Annotated in this window: 20 protein-coding genes and 1 tRNA gene; 13 read left to right on the top strand and 8 right to left on the bottom strand. The window is 52.4% G+C overall.

Features of this window, described 5'->3' with window-relative positions:
* Positions 1 to 5: 5 nt before the first annotated feature.
* Positions 6 to 1,472: a glycogen synthase gene (locus X474_RS12790; RefSeq protein ID WP_044349409.1), complete on the bottom strand. Its 1,467-nt coding sequence runs from the start codon at positions 1,470 to 1,472 to the stop codon at positions 6 to 8.
* 444 nt (positions 1,473 to 1,916) lie between these two features.
* On the opposite strand from X474_RS12790, the gene pyrG reads away from it, so the two are divergent.
* From pyrG to X474_RS12775, 3 genes are read left to right on the top strand one after another with little or no spacing between them, the layout of a single operon-like run.
* Positions 1,917 to 3,563 (top strand): CTP synthase, encoded by a 1,647-nt coding sequence (gene pyrG, locus X474_RS12785; RefSeq protein ID WP_044349407.1) that lies wholly within the window; start codon positions 1,917 to 1,919, stop codon positions 3,561 to 3,563.
* Positions 3,560 to 4,390, top strand: a complete 831-nt coding sequence (gene kdsA / locus X474_RS12780) for a 3-deoxy-8-phosphooctulonate synthase (protein WP_044349405.1) — start codon at positions 3,560 to 3,562, stop codon at positions 4,388 to 4,390. Before pyrG ends, kdsA begins: the two co-directional genes overlap by 4 nt.
* A gap of 6 nt (positions 4,391 to 4,396) precedes the next feature.
* The gene (locus X474_RS12775; protein WP_052515168.1) at positions 4,397 to 4,924 is read left to right on the top strand and encodes a KdsC family phosphatase; all 528 of its coding nucleotides are present in this window, start codon (positions 4,397 to 4,399) and stop codon (positions 4,922 to 4,924) included.
* A gap of 473 nt (positions 4,925 to 5,397) precedes the next feature.
* On the opposite strand, the gene X474_RS27060 is transcribed toward X474_RS12775, so the two are convergent.
* The 7 genes from X474_RS27060 to hisB all read right to left on the bottom strand — a co-directional run bounded on the left by X474_RS27060 (position 5,398) and on the right by hisB (position 9,967).
* The gene (locus tag X474_RS27060) at positions 5,398 to 5,523 is read right to left on the bottom strand and encodes a hypothetical protein (RefSeq protein ID WP_269433190.1); all 126 of its coding nucleotides are present in this window, start codon (positions 5,521 to 5,523) and stop codon (positions 5,398 to 5,400) included.
* Positions 5,524 to 5,908: 385 nt separating this feature from the next.
* Positions 5,909 to 6,736, bottom strand: coding sequence for an HD domain-containing phosphohydrolase (locus X474_RS12760; RefSeq protein WP_052515167.1), 828 nt, complete (start codon positions 6,734 to 6,736; stop codon positions 5,909 to 5,911).
* A gap of 26 nt (positions 6,737 to 6,762) precedes the next feature.
* Positions 6,763 to 7,005, bottom strand: coding sequence for a hypothetical protein (locus X474_RS12755; RefSeq protein WP_044349399.1), 243 nt, complete (start codon positions 7,003 to 7,005; stop codon positions 6,763 to 6,765).
* A gap of 231 nt (positions 7,006 to 7,236) precedes the next feature.
* Entirely contained in the window at positions 7,237 to 7,635 is a 399-nt protein-coding gene (locus X474_RS12750; RefSeq protein WP_044349397.1) for a hypothetical protein, read from the bottom strand.
* Positions 7,636 to 7,929: 294 nt separating this feature from the next.
* Positions 7,930 to 8,655, bottom strand: coding sequence for a 1-(5-phosphoribosyl)-5-[(5-phosphoribosylamino)methylideneamino]imidazole-4-carboxamide isomerase (hisA, locus tag X474_RS12745; protein WP_044349395.1), 726 nt, complete (start codon positions 8,653 to 8,655; stop codon positions 7,930 to 7,932).
* An 8-nt stretch (positions 8,656 to 8,663) separates the two neighbouring features.
* Positions 8,664 to 9,383, bottom strand: coding sequence for a hypothetical protein (locus X474_RS12740; protein WP_052515166.1), 720 nt, complete (start codon positions 9,381 to 9,383; stop codon positions 8,664 to 8,666).
* Positions 9,380 to 9,967, bottom strand: a complete 588-nt coding sequence (hisB, locus tag X474_RS12735; protein WP_044349394.1) for an imidazoleglycerol-phosphate dehydratase HisB — start codon at positions 9,965 to 9,967, stop codon at positions 9,380 to 9,382. Before hisB ends, X474_RS12740 begins: the two co-directional genes overlap by 4 nt.
* 467 nt (positions 9,968 to 10,434) lie before the next feature.
* Here hisB and X474_RS12730 point away from each other — a divergent pair.
* The 10 genes from X474_RS12730 (at position 10,435) to X474_RS12685 (ending at position 21,990) form a co-directional block, all read left to right on the top strand.
* Positions 10,435 to 10,510, top strand: a tRNA-Ala gene (locus X474_RS12730).
* A gap of 217 nt (positions 10,511 to 10,727) precedes the next feature.
* Positions 10,728 to 12,542: a HAMP domain-containing histidine kinase gene (locus X474_RS12725; protein ID WP_044349393.1), complete on the top strand. Its 1,815-nt coding sequence runs from the start codon at positions 10,728 to 10,730 to the stop codon at positions 12,540 to 12,542.
* 16 nt (positions 12,543 to 12,558) lie between these two features.
* Complete coding sequence (locus X474_RS12720; protein ID WP_044349392.1) at positions 12,559 to 13,953, top strand: sigma-54-dependent transcriptional regulator; 1,395 nt, start codon at positions 12,559 to 12,561, stop codon at positions 13,951 to 13,953.
* Positions 13,950 to 15,203, top strand: coding sequence for an ABC transporter substrate-binding protein (locus X474_RS12715; protein ID WP_044349390.1), 1,254 nt, complete (start codon positions 13,950 to 13,952; stop codon positions 15,201 to 15,203). The genes X474_RS12720 and X474_RS12715 overlap by 4 nt, the downstream gene beginning before the upstream one ends.
* 297 nt (positions 15,204 to 15,500) lie before the next feature.
* Positions 15,501 to 16,763: an ABC transporter substrate-binding protein gene (locus X474_RS12710; protein WP_044349388.1), complete on the top strand. Its 1,263-nt coding sequence runs from the start codon at positions 15,501 to 15,503 to the stop codon at positions 16,761 to 16,763.
* 146 nt (positions 16,764 to 16,909) lie between these two features.
* The gene (locus X474_RS12705; protein WP_044349386.1) at positions 16,910 to 17,782 is read left to right on the top strand and encodes a branched-chain amino acid ABC transporter permease; all 873 of its coding nucleotides are present in this window, start codon (positions 16,910 to 16,912) and stop codon (positions 17,780 to 17,782) included.
* A gap of 40 nt (positions 17,783 to 17,822) precedes the next feature.
* A complete protein-coding gene (locus X474_RS12700; protein ID WP_044349384.1) occupies positions 17,823 to 18,824 on the top strand; it encodes a branched-chain amino acid ABC transporter permease in 1,002 nt (333 codons plus the stop codon).
* Entirely contained in the window at positions 18,824 to 19,585 is a 762-nt protein-coding gene (locus X474_RS12695; protein ID WP_044349382.1) for an ABC transporter ATP-binding protein, read from the top strand. The genes X474_RS12700 and X474_RS12695 overlap by 1 nt, the downstream gene beginning before the upstream one ends.
* Positions 19,586 to 19,587: 2 nt before the next feature.
* The gene (locus X474_RS12690; protein ID WP_044349381.1) at positions 19,588 to 20,334 is read left to right on the top strand and encodes an ABC transporter ATP-binding protein; all 747 of its coding nucleotides are present in this window, start codon (positions 19,588 to 19,590) and stop codon (positions 20,332 to 20,334) included.
* Between the two features lie 18 nt (positions 20,335 to 20,352).
* Complete coding sequence (locus X474_RS12685; RefSeq protein WP_082464343.1) at positions 20,353 to 21,990, top strand: class I adenylate-forming enzyme family protein; 1,638 nt, start codon at positions 20,353 to 20,355, stop codon at positions 21,988 to 21,990.
* The last annotated feature ends 24 nt before the right edge of the window (positions 21,991 to 22,014 follow it).

Below are 22,014 nucleotides of genomic sequence, written 5' to 3'. Positions count from 1 at the left end.
GAGCTTTATGCCTCCTGCCTGCTCTCCCCAAGTCGCCTGGCTCTTTCATACAACTCCACGTAGCGTGGCGCAGCCTGCTCCCAGGTGTAGCTTCTAGTCATGGCCCGGCCCACCAGGGCCTGCCATTCATTGGTTTCGGCATAGGTGTCCAAGGCCCTTTGGACTGCCCGCAACATATCATTTGTGGTGTAATCCTCGAATTTAAACCCAACGCCGGGATTGGTTGAGCTGTGGTCTCTTATGGTGTCATCCAGTCCGCCCACCGCCCTTACTATGGGGGCAGTGCCGTAGCGCATTGCATGCAACTGGTGCAGCCCGCATGGTTCCGACTTGCTCGGCATGATCAGCATGTCCGCGCCCGCCATCACCTTGTGGGCCAAGGCCATGTCGTAACCGACATAAAGCCCGAGGCGTCCATTTTGTTTTGACTGGAAATGGGCGAGCGAGGTGTGATAATGGTCTTCACCAAAACCCATTATGACCAGGTCCGCCCCCATATCGATAATTTTTTCCAGGCCGGGAAGCAAAATTGCGAGCCCCCTCCTGTCCAGAAGTCGGCCAACAAAAGCCATCAGCGGGTGGTCGCCCTCCCCGGAAAGTTTGAACTCGCGAATCAGTTCTTTTTTACATTCTTTTTTGCCTTTAAGATCATCGGCGGTGTATTGGGCCTTGATGTGGGGGTCAACGGCCGGATTCCAGGTGTCGTTGTCAACGCCGTTTATTATTGCGCTTAATCTGGAGAACCGCTCCAGAATCACCCCTTCCAGGCCCCGGGCCACCTGGGGGGTCAATATCTCTCTGGCATAGCGGTGAGAAACAGTGGATATAAAATCAGCGAAAAAAATTCCGGCTTTCAAAAAATTGATCTTGCCGTGGAATTCAAGCACGTCTTGATTGAAATATTCCCAGTCCAGGCCGGTCAAGGGCATATCGTAATGCCAGAAAACACCCTGAGACTGAACATTGTGAATGGTGAGCAAACTGGCCGCATTTTTAAAGATTTCAACCTCTTTATAAAGGGTTTTCAGATAGAGGGGAACCAGGGCCGTGGTCCAATCATTGCAGTGGATAATGTCAGGGGACTTTTCAAGGGCAATCAGAAGTTCCAGTGCGGCTCTGGAAAAAAAGATAAACCTTTCTGCGTTGTCTTCGTAATCACCAAAGGCGTTGCCGTAGAGTCCGTCCCTTTCATAGTAGTGATCATTGGCAATGAGATAGACGTTAACTCGTTCGTGGGGCTTGTGATGATAAAAAACCGCCTGTTGAGTGCGCCAGGAAACGGGGATTTCCAACTCAAAATCCAGGCGGGACAAATCTTTACATAATTCCAGGCCTTCCCGGCATCTCAGGGTGATGACATCTACGGTGTGCCCCATCCGGGCCAGGGCCAAGGGCAGGTCATGGGAAAACTCGGCCAAACCTCCCACGCGGGCATAGGGCCAAGTCTCCGGTGTCATGAAGACAATATGCATGGATTTTAAACCCTCAATTCAAAAACCGGTCAATACCAAATTATAAAAGACTTGTAGGCTGCGTTTTTTAAAAAAAACAAACACCTCAGGGGTGACGCTGGCTTATCCCCTTATCCTGTTCTAATGCTAGATCATAGCACGCTCGCTTAGCCAGTACAAAAAACCCTGGTCATGCCCAGTTTTTCAGGGAAACTATAAGAAAATAGTAAGGAGACTGAATGATGTTGACCGATGGGTCAATTATTTTTTTACAGGCTTCCAGGTCAGGGAATTTGCGCTCCAGTGAACCAGGCTATATATTAAAATCCCGTGACAAGCACAGACCGCTTGACCAAATCCAAAAAAATGCGGCATTATAGCACTGTTTAGGGTTTACTCTTTTTAAATGCACCTTGGCTTACTTGGGCTTTCAGTGCACCCTTGACCAAGGAGGGATAAAAAACAATGGCTCCAAAATTTATCTTTATCACAGGCGGCGTCCTTTCCTCACTCGGCAAGGGATTAGCCGCCGCTTCTTTGGGCGCACTCCTGGAAGCCAGGGGTTTAACTGTTGTTCTGCAGAAACTGGATCCCTATGTAAACGTGGATCCGGGGACCATGAACCCCTTTCAGCACGGGGAAGTCTTTGTAACCGACGACGGAGCGGAGACCGACCTGGACCTGGGGCACTATGAGCGTTTCACCAATGCGGTTGAATCCAAAAAATGCAACCACACAACCGGCTCCATTTACCACAGGGTGATCAACAAAGAGCGCCGCGGAGATTATCTTGGCGGCACTGTCCAGATCATTCCCCATATCACCGATGAAATCAAAAAATCGGTGCGGGAAGTGGTCAACGGGGTGGATCTCGCCATTGTGGAGATCGGCGGCACTGTGGGCGATATTGAGTCCCTGCCCTTTTTAGAGGCAATCCGCCAGTTCCAGGCTGAAGTTGGCAAGGAAAACGTCCTTTACCTGCACCTGACCCTGGTTCCCTGGATCAAAACCGCGGGCGAGCTCAAGACCAAACCCACCCAGCACTCGGTAAGTGAGCTGCGCCGGGTGGGAATCCAGCCGGATATCCTGCTTTGCCGCACAGAAAAATCTTTGGGCAAGGATCTTAAAGACAAAATCGCCCTTTTCTGTAATGTAGAGCCCCAATCGGTGATCACCGCCCTGGATGTGGAAAACATTTATGAGGTGCCGCTGAACTACCACGACCAGGGCCTGGATGAACAGGTCTGCCGCAAGCTGAACATCTGGACCAGGGCTCCGCATCTGGAAAACTGGAAGGATCTGATCTACAAGGCCAAGAATCCCACCAACAAGGTCAAGATAGCCATGGTCGGCAAATATGTCGATCTCAAGGAATCCTACAAGAGCCTGAACGAGGCCCTTTCCCACGGCGGCATCGCCAACAACGCCAAGGTGAAAATAACCTATATTGACAGCGAAAGCGTGGAACGGGAAGGCGTTGGAGCCTTGAAAGGCGTCGACGGCATTCTGGTTCCCGGAGGCTTTGGCTCCAGAGGCATCGAAGGTAAAATCGCGGCCGTAAAATATGCCAGGGAAAACAACATCCCCTACTTCGGCATATGCTACGGCATGCACATGGCGGTGGTGGAGTTCGCCAGAAACGTCCTGGGCTGGAAAGAGGCCCATACGGCCGAGATAGACCCCAACACGCCTTATCCGGTGATCTACCTAATGCGCGAGTGGTTCGACTACCGCTCCCAGCGGGTTGAAAAACGTGATGAGTTGAGTGAAATGGGCGGCACCATGCGCCTGGGCGCCTATCCCTGTAACCTGATCCCCGAAACCAACGCGGCCAAGGCTTACCGCACCGAAGCCATTGAAGAACGCCATCGCCACCGTTTTGAGTTCAACAATGAATTTAAAGACGAACTGGTGAAAAACGGCCTGGTGGTTAGCGGAACCAGCCCGGACGGTGAACTGGTGGAAATTGTTGAACTGGCTGATCATCCCTGGTTCCTGGGATGTCAGTTCCATCCGGAGTTCAAGTCCCGCCCCATGAATCCCCATCCTCTTTTCCGGGATTACATCAAGGCGGCCTTGCGCTACCACAACGACAGGCAGAATAAAAAATGAAAAATCAGCCCGGTTTGACCTTGGCGGAGAAGCCTTTTGACACTGCTAAGTTTTTTGCCATCATGGGGCCGTGCGTAATTGAAAACCCGGAAATAACTCTCGGGATAGCCGAAAGCCTGGCCGAAACAGGCCAAAGGCTTGGCCTGCAAATAATCTTCAAGGCCAGCTTTGACAAGGCCAACCGCACCAGTATTGAGAGCTTCAGAGGCCCGGGCATGGAAAAGGGCCTTGAAATACTGGCCAAAGTGCGCCGGGAAACCGGGTTGCCCGTAATCAGCGATATTCATCAGCCCGACCAGGCAAAAATCTGCGCCGAGGTCTTGGATGTAATCCAGATACCGGCCTTTCTCTGCCGTCAGACAGACCTGCTTTTGGCAGCGGGCAAGACCGGCAAGGTGGTCAACCTTAAAAAAGGACAGTTTGTAGCTCCTTGGGACATGCAGGCCGCAGTGGGCAAACTAAAGGGCGCGGGTTGCCAAAATATCTGGCTCACCGAGCGGGGAAGCTCATTTGGATACAATAACCTGGTGGTGGATATGCGCTCCATACCGGCCATGGCCTCTTTGGGCTGCCCGGTGATCATGGATGCCACCCACAGTGTGCAGCTTCCCGGCGGCCTTGGCAGTTCAAGCGGCGGAGACCGCACCCTGGCCCCGGTTTTGGCCAAGGCAGCCGTTGCCGCCGGTGCAAACGGCGTATTCATGGAGGTGCACCCCAGGCCGGACGAGGCCCTTTGCGACGGGCCCAACAGTCTGGAGCTCAACAAGGTGGAACCCTTGCTCAAAACCCTTTCAGCCATTCACAACCTGGTAAGGGCGGAGGAATAACAACCCATGCAACCTGAAACCCTGCCCCAAAAGGCAGCCAAGATAAAACTACTGGTTCTGGATATAGACGGCGTGCTTACAGACGGCCGGGTGGTCTATGATTCAGACGGCCGGGAAATAAAGTATTTTGACGTAAAGGACGGGCACGGCCTGAAGATGCTGATGCGCAGCGGGGTTGAGATCGCGCTTTTATCCGGCAGGGAATCGAAGGTAAACCGCGATCGCGCAGAGGAGCTGGGTATAGAGGACCTCACCGAAAAGACCCATGTCAAGCTCCCGGCTTTTCTGGAAATCATGAAGCGAAAAGGCGTCACCCCGGAACAGACCGCCTATATGGGTGATGATCTAATCGACCTGCCCCCCATGCGGGCCGCCGGCCTTACCTTTGCCCCTAAAAACGCGGTGGTTGAAGTGCGGCAACAGGTTGACATGGTATCTGATTTCGAGGGCGGCAAGGGTGCGGTGCGCCAGGTCTGCGAGTTTCTCTTGCGCTCTGCCGGAACCTGGGATGAGATGATAAAACGCTATTTCTAACAGCAGGCTTTGTTCAAATCAAAAAGGCCTGTCTCCGGAGTTTCCGGAAGTCAGGCCTTTTTTCACGGCTTCTTAAAAATTAATCTTTTACTTTAAAAAAACGCGCAACCGACTGCTTCTAAAGGTTTTTGTGGCAATGATCATATAAAAAGTCAACGTCAGGACCCTTTTCCGGGCTCGCTGTCTACTTGCGGGCCCAAGGCCAAAGGCCCTGACAATCAAGACCCTTTTAAAAACCTCCATGTCTTTAAAACCGGTTTTATCAGACAGGCTTGCCCGTTGCCTGTTCATGAGCCTTTTAAAAAGGGAACAACCTTTGGTTTTGGGCCTGACGGGGTGCGGCTCAAACACCCCGCCAGGCAAAGCCGGACGTCCCCGGCTCTATCATGTGGGTTCCCTTCCCAGAACGGGCAAGCCTGCCCTCTGGAAACCTTTTTAGATTAAAAAGGTCCCAATGAAATCCAAGCCGGTTTTCAACGTAGTTCTCTGAGCAATGCTTCCAGTTCACGCGCCTTTTTACGCGCATCCCTGATGCTCATTCCGATTGCCAGGATAAGTCCCCCCAGTGAACCCGCGAAGACCAAGTAGGCGACGTCCATGTCATGCCTCCTTAAGAGTAAATGAATTGTTTGATTATCTAATCGGCAGGGGAGATTTTGACTTTAGGGTTTTTTTAAAAAACAAAGAATTAAAGGCCCGGACAAAGACGGGAGCCCGCATCCCCGAATGGAACCTGGGCGGCTTTTTAAAAAAAAGTTTTAATTATCCTGGTGCTCAGGAATACCTGAAAAAATTAAAACCGGGCGGGAGGTCAAAAAAGGACTATACAGGGGCATGATTCTGGTGTTCCAGGCGCTCCTTTTCTTCCCAATAGTCTTTTATGGTCAGAATTTCGTCTTTGATGTTTTAAAAGGCATCCACCACCTTGGGATCAAAATGACTGCCCGAATCGTCTTTTATAACTCTGAGCGCCTTATCCACCGGTTAGGGCTCTTTGCAGGGGCGACGCATGGTCAGTGCGTCAAACACGTCCGCCACCGCTGTAATCCTGGCCGGCAAGGGAATCTCCTCGCCCTTAAGTCCCAGGGGGGATACCCCTGGCCATGCTGAACAATGGTGTGTCTTCCCTGCAAAGGATTTCTCCGCCCTCCTCGGCAGGCGCTGCATCACCGTCCATTCATCCTGGTTCAATTTCGCCGGTTTTTTGAGGATATTGTCCGGGGTGCCGACCTTGCCCAGATCATGCATTTTAGCGGCCAGTTCCAGGATCATTGAATCCTTGGCGGAGATGCCCAGGGCCCTGGCAATGGCCACGGAATATGCAGCCATGCGTTCCACATGCCAGCCGGTGTCTGTATCTTTAAAGTGAGAGGCCTGGTCCAACATGCTGATGGCCCCTTTCTGGACCTGGCTCAACTCCTGCAGCAAGGGATTCATGCGCATAAAAATCCATACACCGGCGCTTATCACCAACAAAGCCAAGACCAGGACCACAGCCGCTTCCTGGCAAAAGGCTGACTTAGGCGGACCCAAAGAAGCGCTTAAGACAACAACCATCGGTACTTTATTGATCTCAAGGGGTGCGAAAGCCAAAAGAAATTCTTCCCCCGAAGCATCCTCAACAAAAGCCGTCCCGCTTTTCCCGCCCAGGGCCAGCTTGGCTATGGTTGAATATTTCTTTTGGGTTATGGTTCTGGTGGTTCCTTTCTGGTCCAGTAAATAAAATTTTTGCGGGTATCTAAGGTCTGCCGGATTCCCCCCGCCACTGGCCAATAATATAAGACGCTCCTCAACAGGGACTGCAATAATCATTTCATGCAATATTTCAGGTTTTCCCTTCAGCGAACCGTGGCACACCTCCAAAAGTGTCTTGATAAAACCTTGGCAGGCTGATATTTATCTGATTGCAAAAAAGACCTTGTCACTTCTATCTGATGGAGAAGAGAAGCCTTTTTGCCTTTCAATACAGCATGGTACAGCTGATGCAAAGTAAGTGTCTCCGCCATCAGAATTAAGCAGGAAAGCAAAGCTATGATAAGAAAAACAGCTTTTTTCTTGTGTTGAAAGGGCAGATCAGCCATTTATGGGGACCTCCGGAATTGACAGTTTTTGCAAATTTTTTATTTTCGGCTAGTTGTGTGCCCCCGCAGCCCTTGTCAAAGCCCTTTGGCAACTTACACAAGTAAAAACAGACCGCCCCGGCTCGCACAGGTTTTAATTAGCGCGCCTACGCCTGAGCTGCTTTCAGATAAGGAGCTCCCAGCTTTTTTCAACTCAAGTCCGGTTTTTTAAGCCTGCCCTGCTTGATGTTTCTAAATGCCTCTTATCTTTTTTAACGCGGCGGGACCTATCCCTGAAACAGCCAACAGCCCTTTGTCAGATGCCTTTTTTAGGGCTGCCATATCCGGGTATCCGGCCTTGTTCAAGGCTTCTACCTGGCGGTGGGTGAGGCCGGTCAACCTCTCAAGGGAAGCCAGATCCGGTTTCGTAGCTCGAGGCGCCTCGGCCTGGAAATCGGGTCCAGGTTCTTCTGTCTGAGGTCCTGCGGGCTCTGATTTTGGGGGTGTTTCCGGTTCAACCTTTGTTGTTTCAGCTTGCAAGCCGCCCTGCTCGGCTTCATCCGTTTCTGAGGAGCACTTCCCCCATTTGCGGTAAGTTTTCAAGGCTATTGCCGTTCCTATCGCCAATCCGGCCAAAATCCAGCGCAACACGAAAGCCCTCCTTTAATAATCCAATGAACAGAATTGACGACAATCTTGTTCACTGCGGGTTTTTAACTACTCCGGTTATTTTTATATATTAAACAAGCACCTTTAGCAGGGCAAACCCTAATGACAGACTTTATTTAATGTCTTTCAGTCTGTTAGCCGGGATATGGGATCAATTGGAATGGGTTGGGTTAAAATGATTATTGGGGAGCGGGGAAACTAAACGGCCCTGGCGGGAAAAAACTGATCCTGGTCTTTTCCGTTTAAAAAACCAGGATCAGCTGTTGTTTAAAGGAATTAACTCCGAGCCAGATCCAGGGCTTGCCCCAGATCCAGGGTTCCTTCGTATATTGCCCTGCCGGTGATGACACCGGCCAAGCCCAAGGGCTCAAAGGGTTTCAGGCGTCTGATGTCTTCTAAGTCATGCACCCCGCCCGAGGCGATTACCGGCGCCTTGATCCCCCGGCACAATTCCTCGGTGGAATCCAGGTTAACCCCTGAGTGCATGCCGTCTCTGGCTATATCGGTGAACACAATGGCGGCCACAAATTCTTGATCAAATTTGGCTGCCAAATCCATGAAATGAATCTTGCTTTCTTCGGTCCAGCCGTGAGTGGCCACCATGCCGTTTTTGGCGTCTATACCGATCACCACCTTGCCGGGGTTGGCCTGGGCCGCTTGCAGGGCAGCCTCAGGGTCTTTGACCGCCAGGGTGCCCAGAATGACCCGGTCAACGCCGAGTTCCAGGGTCTTCTCAAGGCCGTTAAGGTCTCTCACCCCGCCGCCGAGCTGCACCGGTATTTCAAGGGCCTTTGCTATATTGCTTATGACCTTTGAGTTGGCGGGGCGACCGGCCACCGCGCCGTCCAAATCGACTACATGTAAGCGCCCTGCTCCGGTTTCCTGCCATTTCAGGGCCATGGAGACCGGATCAGAGGAAAACACAGTCGAATCATCCATACGGCCCTGGCGCAGTCGCACACAATGACCGTCTTTTAAATCAATTGCTGGGATTACTTCCATTTAAAACCTTATTCCGGGTTTTTTTCGGTTTTTATGGGTTGTTTGCGCCAGGGGAACCTGGTCAAAAGGGTGTCCATTCCGTAGCCGGCCAGTTCCTCGGCCGTGTACCAGCGTATACCGCGGTCTAAATACTCGCCAAGATTGAAAATATTTTCGGTCAGGGATTTCTGGGTTTCATCAAAGGAGTTCTTCCAGATGATCTGCCCGTCTTTTATCCGCACGAGGGTCAGGTCAAAAGCCACGGAAGCTGGCTTTTCCGCGCTCAACTCACCGCCCACCCGGGGGGAAAAACGATACAAATGACCAACCAGGGCGGCATCGGTCTTAAAAGCCTCTCCCGTTTTCTTAATGGCCTCCATTAACGAAAGGCTCATATCCCTGCGCTGGATGGCGTTGAACACCTTGCCCGCCAAGGACTCGGGCACATACTCAAAGGTGGCCCAATCGGCCAAATTTTTCTCCAATGACCGGTCCAGGGAAGAAAGGCCGCCCAGGCCGCTTATGCCGTCGCGCACAAAAAAGGTGGCCCCTGTCAAGGGAGAACGCACCACCCCGTTTTCAGCGGTATCCGGCTCCACTTTCAGAAAAGGCAAAACCAGCACCCGGGTGGGGTTGAAGACAGGAGCGACATCCGCCGCCTTTTTGGGGGCCTGGCAAGCGCAGGCAAAAACCAACCCCGCCAGGACACCTGTGATTGCCGCATAGCGTAAAAACCCTAGACCTTTCATAGAACCCCCTTGGTCGATGCCACGCCCTTGCTGCGCGGATCCAGGGAAACAGCCTGATCCAAAGCCCTGCCCAGGGCCTTAAAGGCAGCCTCCAGTATGTGATGATCGTTTTCGCCGTAACACAAATCAATATGCAGAGTAACCCCGGCATGCAGTGCAAAAGCCCGCCAGAATTCCTTGGCCAGCTGAAGACCGAATCCACCGGGCTCGCCGGGGAACTTTACACCCGTGACAACCACTATGGGGCGATTGCTGAAATCTAAAACCACCCTGGCCAGGGCTTCATCCATGGGCACAAAGGCATGTCCATAGCGGGCGATGCCTTTTTTATCGCCCAGGGCCCGGACAAAGGCCTGGCCCAGGCAGATCCCCACATCTTCCACAGTGTGGTGCTGATCCACCTCCAGGTCTCCAATAGCCTTGACCTTGAGATCAAAGAAACCGTGAAACCCCACATGGGTGAGCATATGGTCGAAAAAACCCAGGCCGGTGTCAATATCCAGCCTGCCCTGACCATCCAATGCGAGATCAACCTTTATTTTGGTTTCCTTGGTGTTGCGCTCGATAAGCGCCGATCGCCCCATGCAAAAACTCCCTCCCAAGACATTGAAGCCTGTTATTTTTTCCGGACATGGATACCGGCTCTTTAAAACAAGAGCGCGTAATTTTAGATGCCGTGTTTAAGGCATTGTTTTTCGTTTGATAATGATTGCCTTGAACACGACGGATGCTAACATGTTGAATCTCTGTTGTCGATAACTTATGCCTGTTTTCAAAAGGCGTTAACCTGTTTTCCAACCTAAGGCGCCAGCCTTTTACTTCAATAACACAAAACCACATAAGTATGCCTGCAACAACCAGAAAACTTGGTTTTGTCTATATTTTAACGTCACCCTAAAAGGGCAGAAACAAAAAACACCTCGGAGAACCCCTCAAACAAGGGGTGAGGAAATTATCCCCTTGCAGACGGTTGACTTGCCCGCATCCGCCAGGTATATTCGCCTTCTAGTCCAACTCGGCGGTTAAACCAATCGCCTTTGGCTGCCCAAGTGGGGACGTAGCTCAGTTGGGAGAGCGGTGCGTTCGCAACGCACAGGCCGTGGGTTCAAGTCCCATCGTCTCCACCAAAAAAATAAAAACCCGGCTTAAAGATCCGGTTCGTGACAACAGGCTCCGCCTTGGTTTTGTAAATTTAAACCTAGGACAGGGCCTTTGTTATTTGATCTGTAAAAAAACTCCACCTGCTCATGCCGGTTGACCTCGCAGCTCCTTACCACCTATACTCATATAGATTTACCAGGTAATAAAGCGACACCATCCAACTTAAAGACAAGCGAGGCCTCTTTGTCCCAGCGGCCGGGTATATCCATTTTTGCCAAGCTTTTGCTGGTGATACTGCCTTTAGTGTGCCTTCCCATTGCCCTGGTTGGCTACTATTCCATGGACGCGGCCAGCGACAGGGTGAACCATCTGGTGCGTCAGGAGCAAATGCTCAAGGTAAAGGCGGTTGCCGAGGAGATCAACCAGGCCTTTGCGGGTTGCCGCATGGATTTGAAGACCATGACAAGCCTGCCGGTATTGGATGAATACCACCTGGCCAGGCATTTTGAATTGCAGGCGGAATCCATGTTTCACCAGGAAAACCTGGTGCGGCTCAGCCGGGAATTACTGGAGCGCACCCAACATTACCTGAGTGTAAGGTTTCTGGATATTTCAGGCAAAACCCTGATCCAGGTTAACCGGGCCGGCTTTTCCATAAACCGGGCAGGCAGCGTATGGCCGGGCCGAAATTTGATTAACTCACCGCCTTTAAAAGAAGCAGGGGTGTTTTTTTCCAAGATAAATAAAAAACCTGCCAAAGACGGCTATCTCATAAGCGCTCTGCACCCTTTTTTCACCGGATACAGGGACCTGGCCGGTGTTTTGGTTATTGATCTTGATTTCGGAAAAATCGCGGGCAAGGTGCGGAACATCCAGGTTGGAGAAGATGGATACTCCTTTCTGGTGGACCAAAAAGGCAACACCCTGGTTCACCCTGATTATGCCCCTTATGTGCGAAACCAGGGCTCTTACACGGAAGAAAGCCTCCAATTTCTTATTAGGGAAATGATGGCGGGAAAAAAGGGGTGGTCTAATTATACTTCTGAAAACCAGCCCAAACTGGCAGCCATGTGGCCCATAAGCCAGATGGGTTGGTCTCTTGCGGTCACCGTGCCGCTTTCCCAGATGCAGAAACAGGCAAATGACCTTAGCCGAAAAGTTTTCAAGCTCATGGCCGTCACCATGCTCTTGGCTGTTCTGGGCGCTTTTTTACTTTCCTATAACCTGGTCAAGCCCCTGCGCAACCTGGCAGAGGCCAGCAACCGGGTTGCCCGGGGCAGGCTGGACAGACCCTTGCCGGTCTCAACCAGTGACGAAATCGGCGATCTCACCAAAGCCTTTAACCACATGACCGCCAGCCTGGCCCAAGCCCAGGCCGAGTTGGTGCGCAATGAAAAACTGGCCTCTTTGGGGAGAATGTCCGCCGGAGTGGCTCATGAGATCAGAAACCCCTTAAATGCCATCAAAGGCGCCATGGCCCACCTGAAACAACGCCACGGCGACCTTGAGCTGGTGCGCCAATACTCGGGTCTGGTGGTGGAGGAAACAGATCGCCTGAACCGCTTTGTCTCTGACTTTCTGTTCTTTGCCAAACAAACCGCACCTCGCAAAAAACAAACCGATTTAAACCGTCTGATTTTAAAGGTACAGGATCTGATAAGCCGCACATCTGAAAATGAAGCGAGCCTCTTTCAAAACGAGCTGGACCCTGCCCTGCCCTTGGTGAGGCTTGATGATGAGCAAATCAAACAGGTGCTTATAAACATTTATCTGAATGCAATAGACGCAGCCCCGAACACAGGCGGAATTAAAACCCTCACCAGGCTTCAAAACAATCCCTATGCCCCGGTAGTGATCTGTGAAATCACAGACCAGGGTCCGGGCATGGCCCCACGGGATCTGTCCAATGCCTTTGATCCCTTTTTCACTACCAAAGAAAACGGCACCGGCCTGGGGCTTACCTTGAGCCTTGGCATAATTGAATCCCATGGAGGCAGGCTGAGCCTTGTCAACCGGGAAAAAGGCGGCTTGAAAGTAAGCATTAATTTACCGGTCTAGAGAAAAAGGAAACAACATGGATAAAAGGCCCGGAATATTGGTTGTGGATGATCAAGTCAACACCTTAAGGGTTCTGGCCCTTTTTCTGAAAGACAACGGTTTTTTAGTGCACAAGGCCCTGGGCGGGAAAAGGGCTTTGGCCCTTTACCGCGAAATGCCGCATCTGGATGTGATACTTTCGGATCTGAAGATGCCCGGTATGGACGGCCTGACACTTTTTAGAAAGATGGAGGCAATCAAAAAAACGCCGCCCTTTATCATCATGACCGCTTATGCCACGGTTCAGACAGCCATAAAGGCGCTTAAGGCCGGGGTGACGGATTATCTAATAAAACCCCTTAATTTTGAAGAACTGCCCCTTACCCTGGCCAAGGTTTTGAAGCAAAAGGAAATGAGCCGCGAACTTGACCTGTTGCGCAGGCAGGTGGGGCAAAACACCTCTTTTCAAGGCATGATAGGTCAAAGCGAGACCATGCTTAAGGTGTTTGAACTCATCAAAACCGTGGCCCCCACAGATGCGCCGGTTTTGATCACCGGTGAGACCGGCAGCGGCAAGGAGCTGATCGCCAAGAGCCTGCATAAAAAGTCCCACCGAAAAGACGGACCCATGGTCTCCATAAACTGTGCGGCCCTCACGGAAAGCCTTTTGGAAGCCCAGCTTTTCGGGCATAAAAAAGGTTCCTTTACCGGCGCGCTGAAAGACACCATGGGCCTACTGGAAAAAGCCGACCAGGGAACCCTTTTCCTTGATGAGATCGATAAGATGTCTTTGGCTCTTCAGGCCAAGTTGCTCAGGTTTTTGGAGGAAAAAACCTTTCGCCCCGTGGGGGGCAGTCAAACTAAAAACGTGGATGTGCGCATTATCGCAGCCAGCAACCAGGACCTTGCCCAGCATATTCGGCAAGGCGGCTTTTTATGCGACCTGCTCTACCGTATTGAGGTGATAAAAATAAAAGCGCCTTGCCTTAAGGAGCGTAAAGAAGATATCCCCTTGCTATGCAAACATTTTCTGGAGCACTATGCCCGGCACTACCGCAAACCCGTAAACGGAATAAACACCCCTTGCTTAGAAGCCCTGGCCAATTACCATTGGCCGGGTAATGTGCGGGAGCTGAAAAACTGCTTGGCCCGGGCTGTGATACTCTCCAGATCCAAGACCATCAAACCAGACGACCTGCCCGCCAAAATTACAGGATCGGCTCAAAAAAAACCTCACACAGGTCCTGGTTTCAACCTGGCAATGCCTGGCAGCAGCCTGAAGGAAATGGAGACGAGCCTGATCCAAAACACCATGGAGCACTGTAAGGGTAACAAGAGCCTGGCCGCCCGTATGTTGGGGATTTCCCGCAAGGGGCTCTATCAAAAACTTAAAAGACTGGGATTGGAATCAGAGGAGCGGAACAAGCGATGACCTGGCGATCAGCCCTTTTTTTTCTGGTTCTGGGAATAATCCTTTCGCCCGCAGGCATCAAGGCGCAAGAGATAATAATCGGCGCACCAACTTCCCTGGCCTCTTTGGAAGGTGAAGAAAGCTGCCGGGCGGCCCAAATGGCTGTGGAGCAAATCAACGCCTCGGGCGGGGTGGAGATAAAGGGGCGAAAGCACAAGCTGCTTCTTAAGACTTGTGATCTCGAAGATTTCAGGGCGCCCCACAAACCGGGCAAACCTTTGCTGAAGTTAAAGAATTTTATTCTCTCCCAAAAACCCCAGGCCCTTTTGGTCGGCCCTTTTCGTTCAGAGGTTTTCCTTAAATCCATGGACCTGGTCTCTGCCCATCGCCTGCCCTGTGTTGCCTCTATTGCCATGACCCCGGCTGTGGAGGCCGCGATTCTGGCTAACCCGAAAAACCGGTTCATCTTCCGCACCTGCCTTAACTCACGCTATCTGGCCGCTTATCTCATGGGGGCCATGGAGATGATCCGTGAACAGTTTGGTTTTAGAAAAGTTTATATTCTCAACCAGGATGTGGCCTGGGCCAGATCCACAGCCTCTTTATTGAGCAAGGTGTTTTTTGAAAAAAGGGGCTGGCAGGTGCTGGGCCAGGAAAACCTGATCATAACCAGGCAAAACGCAGACCGGATTTTAGAAAGGGTTGCCCGCAAAAAGCCGCGGGTGATTTTAGTCATATTCGATCAGCCGGAAGCGGCATTTTTGGTGCCCGGCTGGCGTAAACGCAAGATACCCGCGCTTATGGGCGGCTTTATATCGCCCTTAAGCGGCCCCGGCTCCTGGGCCGAGCATCAGGGGCAAATCGCCGGTTTTTTCAACATGGTCTTTGAACTCGGCAATCTGCCTTCAGACAAGTACCAGCTTTCAAAGGCCTTTTACCACAGGTTCAACCAACGGTTCGGCCGTCCCCTCCAGGCCGGTCACGGCCCTGCCCCGGCTTACGAGTCGGTTTTTGCCCTGGCTGAGGCCATTAAACGGGCCGATTCCCTGGACCCGGAAAAACTGGTGAAAAGCCTCATCCAAACCAACCGCCAGGGAGTCATGGGCAGGCTGCGCTTTCACCGGGCCCAACAGGCGGTCTTTGGAACCGATCCCCAAAAGAGTTCGGTTGGTTGTGTATTTCAATGGACAAACAACGGCGAACGCAGGTTGGTTTTTCCAAGCTCCATTGCTCAAGGTGGTTTTAAGCTGCCCTGGTTTGTCGGGCCTTGACCTTCATCATGCGTTACCTTTATGGGCACCTTGTCCAGCGTCTGACACCTTTTTACCCACTTTTCGGTCTGTCCTCGGCAACCACATGCTTTAACTTAATATTCTCCCCAGGAATCAAGCCGCAATTATTTAAACCGTTACCTTAAGTAACACATTTTCCCTTCCTTCTCTTGGCTAAGCCTCCTATTTTTCTAGTCATATCAAGCAATAGGGTTTTTTAACCTTTTGGCACGCAGCTTGCCCTTAAAAGCCATGCTTCTCTATGACAGGTCGCTTTTATTCAAGGGAGGAAAAGCCATGAAAAAACAAGCGCTTTTAATATTCACTCTCCTGTTTGCCCTGCTGGCCTGTCCCGGCCTTGGTGTAGCGGGCCAATCCGTGGTGGTGGGGGTCTCCACCTCACTCACTTTTTTGGAAGGCAAGGAATCCCTAAAAGCGGTTGAAATGGCTGTGGAGCAGATCAACCAGGCCGGAGGGGTTCAGGTTGGCTCCAAAAAGCTGCCCATGAAGATCGAATCCATTGATATCAGGGATGCGGCCAAGGGTGTTCCTGTGCCTGAGGCGCTTTTGGGCATGGAAAAACTGATTTTAGAGAAAAAGCCCACCGCCTTGGTGGTGGGGCCTTTCCGTTCAGAGGCGCTTTTGGCGGGCATGGAGCTTTTGGGCAAGCACAAGGTCCCCCTTTTAGGCACCATTGCCATGACCCCCAAAACCGAAGGCATGATCGCCAAAAATCCCAAATATAAATACGTCTTCCGCACCTGCCTTAACGCCAAATATTTTGTGGGCTACATCAAGGGGGTGATGGACCAGCTGAACAAGGAATACGGCTTTACCAAGGTATACATCATAAACCAGGATGTGGCCTGGGCCAGGGCCACCGCGGGAATCATGAAAAAACTCTACGGCAAAATGGGCTGGGAGGTGCTGGGGCATGAGACCTTCCCCATTGGAGCCGGTGATTTTTCCTCTGCCCTTATGAAGGCCAAGATGAAAAAGGCCCAGGTAATTCTGCCGGTCTTTGACATGCCCACCAGCGGTATTTTGGTGAAGCAGTGGCGCTCCATGCGGGTTCCGGCCTTGATGGCCGGATTTATCTCGCCTTTGGCCGGTCCGGCGGCCTGGAAAGCCTTTGACCAAAAGATCGGCGGCGCGGTGAACTCCATATTTGAGCTTGGCAATGTGCCTTCAACCAAATATCCGCCTGCCAAGGCCTTTTACGATGCCTATGAAAAAAAATACGGCAAACCCATTGAAGCCGGGCACGGGCCTGCGCCTTCCTATGCCTCCATATTCATCCTGAAGGCGGCTATTGAAAAGGCGGGCTCGCTTGATCCGGAGGCCATTGTCGAGGCCTTGAAAAAGACCGACCTTGAAACGCCTTTGGGCAGGGTCAAATTCTCCGAAGGGCATCAGGCCCTGTTTGGCCAGGACCCCGCCAAATCAGCCCTGGGCTGCTTTATCCAATGGAATGATCAAGGCAAGCGGGTGGTGGTGTATCCACCTTCCATTGCCATGGAAAAAATCGCCCTTCCCAAGTGGATGAAATCCGCCAAATAGGCCTTATATAGGCGGGCCCTCATTCGGGGGCCCGCCAAACTGCGAGGCCTTCTCAAGACGCGTAATTTCATCCGTTTGGCAAATCCCTGTTTTTTTCTCAAACGGCCTCTGACAAAGGCCGCCTTCAAAACCAAGGAGCTGATTAGTTGCTGGAAGGAACCCTGATCTACGGGCTGGTGAACAGCGTGATCCTCTTGCTGACTGCCTTGGGTTTTAATCTTACTTTTGGCATCAGCGGGGTGGCCAACTTTGCCTATGGAGCCCTATACGTGGCCTGCGGTTTTTTAGCCTGGCTGGGGCTCAATTCCCTGGGTTTGCCTTATGCAGTCTCCGCACCGCTCGCGGTGGTTTTGGTGGCCCTGGTTGCAGCCGCCGGGCACCGTTACCTCCTGCAAAGGGTGCGGGGCCTGGTCATAAGCGAGGTGATAGCCACCTTTGGCCTGGGGCTTATCCTGTTGGAGCTTTTCCGCTATTTCGGGTTTGTGGGGTTTGAATACACCCTGCCGATGATACTCGACGACACCATAACCATAGGCCAGACAGACCTGGACCTGCAAAGGGTGCTGATTGTCGGCGCCGGCATTCTGCTCACCGGGTTTTTATTTTTCTTTACCCGTTACACCAAGATCGGCCTGGCCTTTCGCGCCATTGCCCAGGATGAACGCACCGCCCTGACCCTGGGCATAAACACAGACCGCATCGCAGCCTGGGCCATGGGTTTCGGGGCGCTTTACGCAGGCCTGGCCGGGATTGTGATCCTGCCCCTGGGGACCATCAACGTTGACCAGGGTTACGGAGTTTTGATCAATGCCCTGGCGGTCTGTATTGTCGGCGGCCTGGGCAGCACCATAGGCGTGGTGGCCGCTTCTTTTATCCTGGGCCTGGCCCAGACCTTTACCGCTTATTACGGCGACACCCACCTCATGATGCTGGTGAGCCCGGCTGCGATTTTGCTGGTGCTTCTGTTTAAGCCTTCGGGCCTTTTGGGCAAACACAAGGAACTGGAAGAAAGAATATGAGGCTCATACCGGAAAACTGTTCATATAAGGCGGAATCGCCATGACCATGAGGCTTGAAAGAATAGATCGGGGCATCAAGGCCAGAAGCAGTGATATCTTTGCCCTTACCTCTTTCCGGGAGATGGGCTATCTGCTTTTGCCGAGGCTTTTACCCATTGTGCTCCTTCTGGTTATAGGGTTCAGCGTAAACCTCTATTGGCAAAGGGTCTTTGTCTCCACCATCTCCTTTGCCCTTTTGGCCGTTTCCTGGGATCTTCTGGCCCAGACAGGCATGGTCTGCCTGGGGCAGGCCCTTTTCTTTGGCATGGGGGCCTATGCAGCCGGAATCATGGATCAATATTTCCACCTGCCGATCTGGTTCACCATTCCAGCAGCCACCCTTGTCGGTGGATTTTTAAGCACCCTGCTGCTTTTACCGGTCCTAAGGCTGAGGGGGATCTATTTTGCCATGGTCACCCTTATCCTTCCCATGATGATGGAACGCTTTATAGAGGCGGCCCGCATATTAGGCGGAACCGAGGGCCTGCACGGCATTGCGGCCATGCCTTCGGTGCAATGGGAGCTTGTTCTGATCATGCTGGCTGTATGGGCGGCGCTGTTTGGCCTGCGCAGGCTCATGGCCACGGATCACGGCCTGGTGCTGAAAGGAATCAACGATAACGATCGGGCCGTCATGTCCGCGGGCATCAACATCTATTGGTTCAAGGCCCAAGCCCTGTTTATGGCCAGCTCAGTGGGGGCCTTTGCCGGAGCGTTCATGACCCATTCCTATCAGTTCGTGGGCATGCCGGTCTTTGCCCTGGATTATTCCATCATGCCTATCGCCTCGGCTGCGGTCGGCGGCATGGGCACCCTGGCCGGTCCCATGCTGGGCTCCTTTATCCTGGTGCCCCTTTCCGAGGCCCTGCGCGGCTTAGGCGGCTTGAGAACCGTGTTGTACGCCCTTTTGCTGGTGATCTTCACGGTGGGGCTGCCCGAGGGAATCTTTCACTATTTATCCCGAAAATACAATCAGTTTGAACGCTGGACCGAGGTGGAATAATGGCTTTAGAGGTATTGCTTGCGGTGAAGGGCTTAAGCCGCGCCTTTGGCGGAGTGCAGGCAGTGGATCAGGTTGACTTTGAATTAAAGCGGAACCAGGTCCTGGGAGTCATCGGGCCCAATGGCTCAGGCAAAACCACCCTGGTGAACCTGATCACCGGCTTTGTACGCCCGGATAAGGGCAAAGTGATATTCAAAGGCAAAAACATTACCAAAAAGCCTCCCTACAAAGTAGCTCAGATGGGTCTGGCCCGCTCTTTTCAGATGGCCAAACCCTTTTACCAGCTTGAGGCCTATAAAAACCTCAATGTGGCCCTTTACTCCCCCAGGGTGAAAGGTCTTTTGGGCGGCAAATTCGGAGATCGGGACGCAGTGGCCAAGGACCTTTTGGAAGAAGTGGGCTTTGAGCGGGATTCCCAGGTGATAACCCAGACCGCCTCTTCCCTGCCCCACGGTTATTTAAAGCGCCTGGAGCTGGCCAAATGCCTGGCCTTGAGGCCGGACCTTATTGTGCTGGATGAACTTTTCAGCGGCCTTTCCCTGGCCGAGGTGGCCTCCATGGTGCCTGTGATTGAAAAGCTGGTGGCCCAGGGCAAGACCCTGATCATGGTGGAGCACAGGCTAAGAGAACTTTTCCGCATCGCCGACCAGGTTCTGGTGCTGAACTTCGGGCGCAAGATAGCCCAGGGCAACCCCACGGAAGTCATGGATATGCCCGAGGTTAAAAGTGCCTACCTGGGCGCGGAAACAGAGGGGTTTTGATCATGCTCAAGGCCACGGACCTTATGGTTTTTTATGAAAACGCAATAGCTGTGAACGAACTGTCCCTGTCTGTTCGCAAGGGGCAGGTGGTGGGGGTGATCGGCTCCAACTCAGCAGGCAAGACCACGCTGTTAAACACCATAAGCGGGCTTATCCTGGATATCCAGCTCAAGGAAAAAAGAAAAGGCGGCGAACGCATAACCGTGATGGGAAAGATTGAATACCAGGGCCAAGACATAAGCCGGCTCAAGGCCCATGAAAGGGCAAGCCTGGCCCTGGTGCTCTGCCGGGAGAGACACCCGGTTTTTCCTGATTCCAATGTGCATGAAAACCTGAAGATTGCAAGTTACTTAAGGCCCACCAACCAGGTCCGGCAGGTCATTGACCATGTTTATGAACTCTTCCCCAATTTAAAGCGCTGGCGCAAGCGCAAGGCGGGCTTTTTAAGCGGCGGCGAACAGCAGATGCTGGCCATAGGCATGGCCATGGTGGTGGGTCCCAAGCTCCTGCTTTTGGATGAACCCCTTTTGGGGTTGAGCCCTGCCATGCAAAAAAACCTGGTTCAGGCCATTGAATCCCTGTCCCGGGAAAACGGCATCACCATGCTGATCGCAGAACAATTCGCAAGGCCGCTTTTGCCCATGCTTGATTTTGCCTATGTGATTGAAAACGGAATGCTCACCCTGACCGGCACCGGACCGGAGCTTATGGAAAACCCGGAGATCAAATCCGCTTATTTTGGTTTTTAAAAAACCCCGGGAGGCCCCATGCAACAAAGCACCCAGCCGCTCACCATACCTGCTCATTTCGGCGGCCTTTTGGATTCCTGCTCCCATAAAACCGCTGTGATATACCTGGGCGAGGAGTTCAGCTATAGAAGACTGAACCGGCTCAGCAACAGCTTTGCCCAAGGACTCAGGCAAAGGGGTGTCACCTCGGGCAGCAGGGTTATCATATATCTTCCCAATTCCATCCAATGGATCATCTCCTGGCTGGGGGTTCTCAAGGCAGGGGCAATCGCGGTTCCCATCACCCCTATCTACACTCCGAGCGATGTTGAATACATAGCCGATGACACAGGCGCCAGAGCCATAGTCTGTACAGACCGAAACTACGGTTACGTAAGCCAGGTGATTGAAAAAACGAGTTTAGAGGAGGTCATTGTCTCCAACCTGGCCGATATGCTGCCCCTTTACAAAAAATTCTTTGGCTGGGCCTTTGACCTGGTTCCCAAGGGCAAGGCAGCCAAAGGCGACCGCACCACCAACCTAAAACAAATGGTCAGTGAACCAACCGATGATATTCAGCCGGTGGAGGTGGGAGAAAACGACATATGCGAGATCATCTACACCGGGGGGACCACCAGGCACCCCAAGGGAGTGCCGATCACTCACCGTCTGCTTTTGGAACAGGCCCATGAGCAGATAAGCATGAGCGCCAGCAACTTTGAACTTTCGGAAAACGTAATCATGGGGTCGGCTCCCCTGTTTCATATTCTGGGACAGACCTGCTCATTGGGCACTATTCTGCTTCACGGCGGGGCCTTGATTCAGCAGCCCAGGGTGAACTTGGACGCCATGATGGACGCCATCACCAGGCACAGGGCCAAGACCATCATAGGTGTGCCGACCCTGTATCGCATGATTCTGGAGCATGACCGCCTGGATCAGTATGACTTGAGTTCACTGGAATACTGCTTTTGCGGGGGCGATGTGCTGCCCGAAGATGTGGGCAGGCGCTGGCAAAAGCGCTTTGGCAAGCCCATTTACATTGGCTATGGAGCCAGTGAAACAGTGGGCGGCGTTTCCATGACCCCCACTGACGAAGCCCCGCCCCAAGGGGCCATGGGCAGGGTTCTCGAATCTAAAAAAGTAATGGTGGTGGACCCGGTCACCTTGGATGAGCTGGCCCCGGAGGAGAGCGGCGAGCTTCTGGTCCATTCCGACCCCATGGTGGAGGAATATTGGAACAAGCCCCAGGAAACCAAGGATTCCTTTGTAGAAATTAAGGGAAAGCGTTTTTACCGCACAGGGGATGTGGTGAGAAAAGACGAAAACGAATGGCTATTCTTTGTGGACCGCACGGTAGACACCATAAAACATAAAGGGTACCGGGTTTCGGCCTCTGAGATTGAATGCGTGCTCCAGGATCACGCGGCTGTGGTGGGCTGCTGCGTGGTGGGGGTTCCGGATGAAAAAGTCGGTGAAAGGGTCAAGGCCTTTGTGGTGCTTAAAAAGGATATCAAGGGCATAACCGGATACGACCTGATCAAATACTGCCGAAACCGCCTTTCATCCTATAAGGTGCCTCAATATATAGAGTTCCGGGATATGCTCCCCAAATCCAAGGTGGGCAAGCTTCTACGCCGGGAAGTGCGGGCCGAAGAAAAGAGCCGCTTGGATTGATAATGACTCAAGGGCAAGGCACCT

It is taken from the genome of Dethiosulfatarculus sandiegensis, from assembly GCF_000931935.2.
GTDB lineage: Bacteria > Desulfobacterota > Desulfarculia > Desulfarculales > Desulfarculaceae > Dethiosulfatarculus > Dethiosulfatarculus sandiegensis.
Note: the sequence above shows the minus strand (reverse complement) of the source record. Positions and strands in the feature narration are given on the sequence as shown.

Coding starts and splice junctions, on each gene's coding strand:
- X474_RS12790 (WP_044349409.1), bottom strand. CDS start 1,472: ATGCATATTGTCTTCATGACACCGGAGACTTGGCCCTATGCCCGCGTG.
- pyrG (WP_044349407.1), top strand. CDS start 1,917: ATGGCTCCAAAATTTATCTTTATCACAGGCGGCGTCCTTTCCTCACTC.
- kdsA (WP_044349405.1), top strand. CDS start 3,560: ATGAAAAATCAGCCCGGTTTGACCTTGGCGGAGAAGCCTTTTGACACT.
- X474_RS12775 (WP_052515168.1), top strand. CDS start 4,397: ATGCAACCTGAAACCCTGCCCCAAAAGGCAGCCAAGATAAAACTACTG.
- X474_RS27060 (WP_269433190.1), bottom strand. CDS start 5,523: ATGGACGTCGCCTACTTGGTCTTCGCGGGTTCACTGGGGGGACTTATC.
- X474_RS12760 (WP_052515167.1), bottom strand. CDS start 6,736: ATGATTATTGCAGTCCCTGTTGAGGAGCGTCTTATATTATTGGCCAGT.
- X474_RS12755 (WP_044349399.1), bottom strand. CDS start 7,005: ATGGCTGATCTGCCCTTTCAACACAAGAAAAAAGCTGTTTTTCTTATC.
- hisA (WP_044349395.1), bottom strand. CDS start 8,655: ATGGAAGTAATCCCAGCAATTGATTTAAAAGACGGTCATTGTGTGCGA.
- X474_RS12740 (WP_052515166.1), bottom strand. CDS start 9,383: ATGAAAGGTCTAGGGTTTTTACGCTATGCGGCAATCACAGGTGTCCTG.
- hisB (WP_044349394.1), bottom strand. CDS start 9,967: ATGGGGCGATCGGCGCTTATCGAGCGCAACACCAAGGAAACCAAAATA.
- X474_RS12720 (WP_044349392.1), top strand. CDS start 12,559: ATGGATAAAAGGCCCGGAATATTGGTTGTGGATGATCAAGTCAACACC.
- X474_RS12715 (WP_044349390.1), top strand. CDS start 13,950: ATGACCTGGCGATCAGCCCTTTTTTTTCTGGTTCTGGGAATAATCCTT.
- X474_RS12710 (WP_044349388.1), top strand. CDS start 15,501: ATGAAAAAACAAGCGCTTTTAATATTCACTCTCCTGTTTGCCCTGCTG.
- X474_RS12700 (WP_044349384.1), top strand. CDS start 17,823: ATGACCATGAGGCTTGAAAGAATAGATCGGGGCATCAAGGCCAGAAGC.
- X474_RS12695 (WP_044349382.1), top strand. CDS start 18,824: ATGGCTTTAGAGGTATTGCTTGCGGTGAAGGGCTTAAGCCGCGCCTTT.
- X474_RS12690 (WP_044349381.1), top strand. CDS start 19,588: ATGCTCAAGGCCACGGACCTTATGGTTTTTTATGAAAACGCAATAGCT.
- X474_RS12685 (WP_082464343.1), top strand. CDS start 20,353: ATGCAACAAAGCACCCAGCCGCTCACCATACCTGCTCATTTCGGCGGC.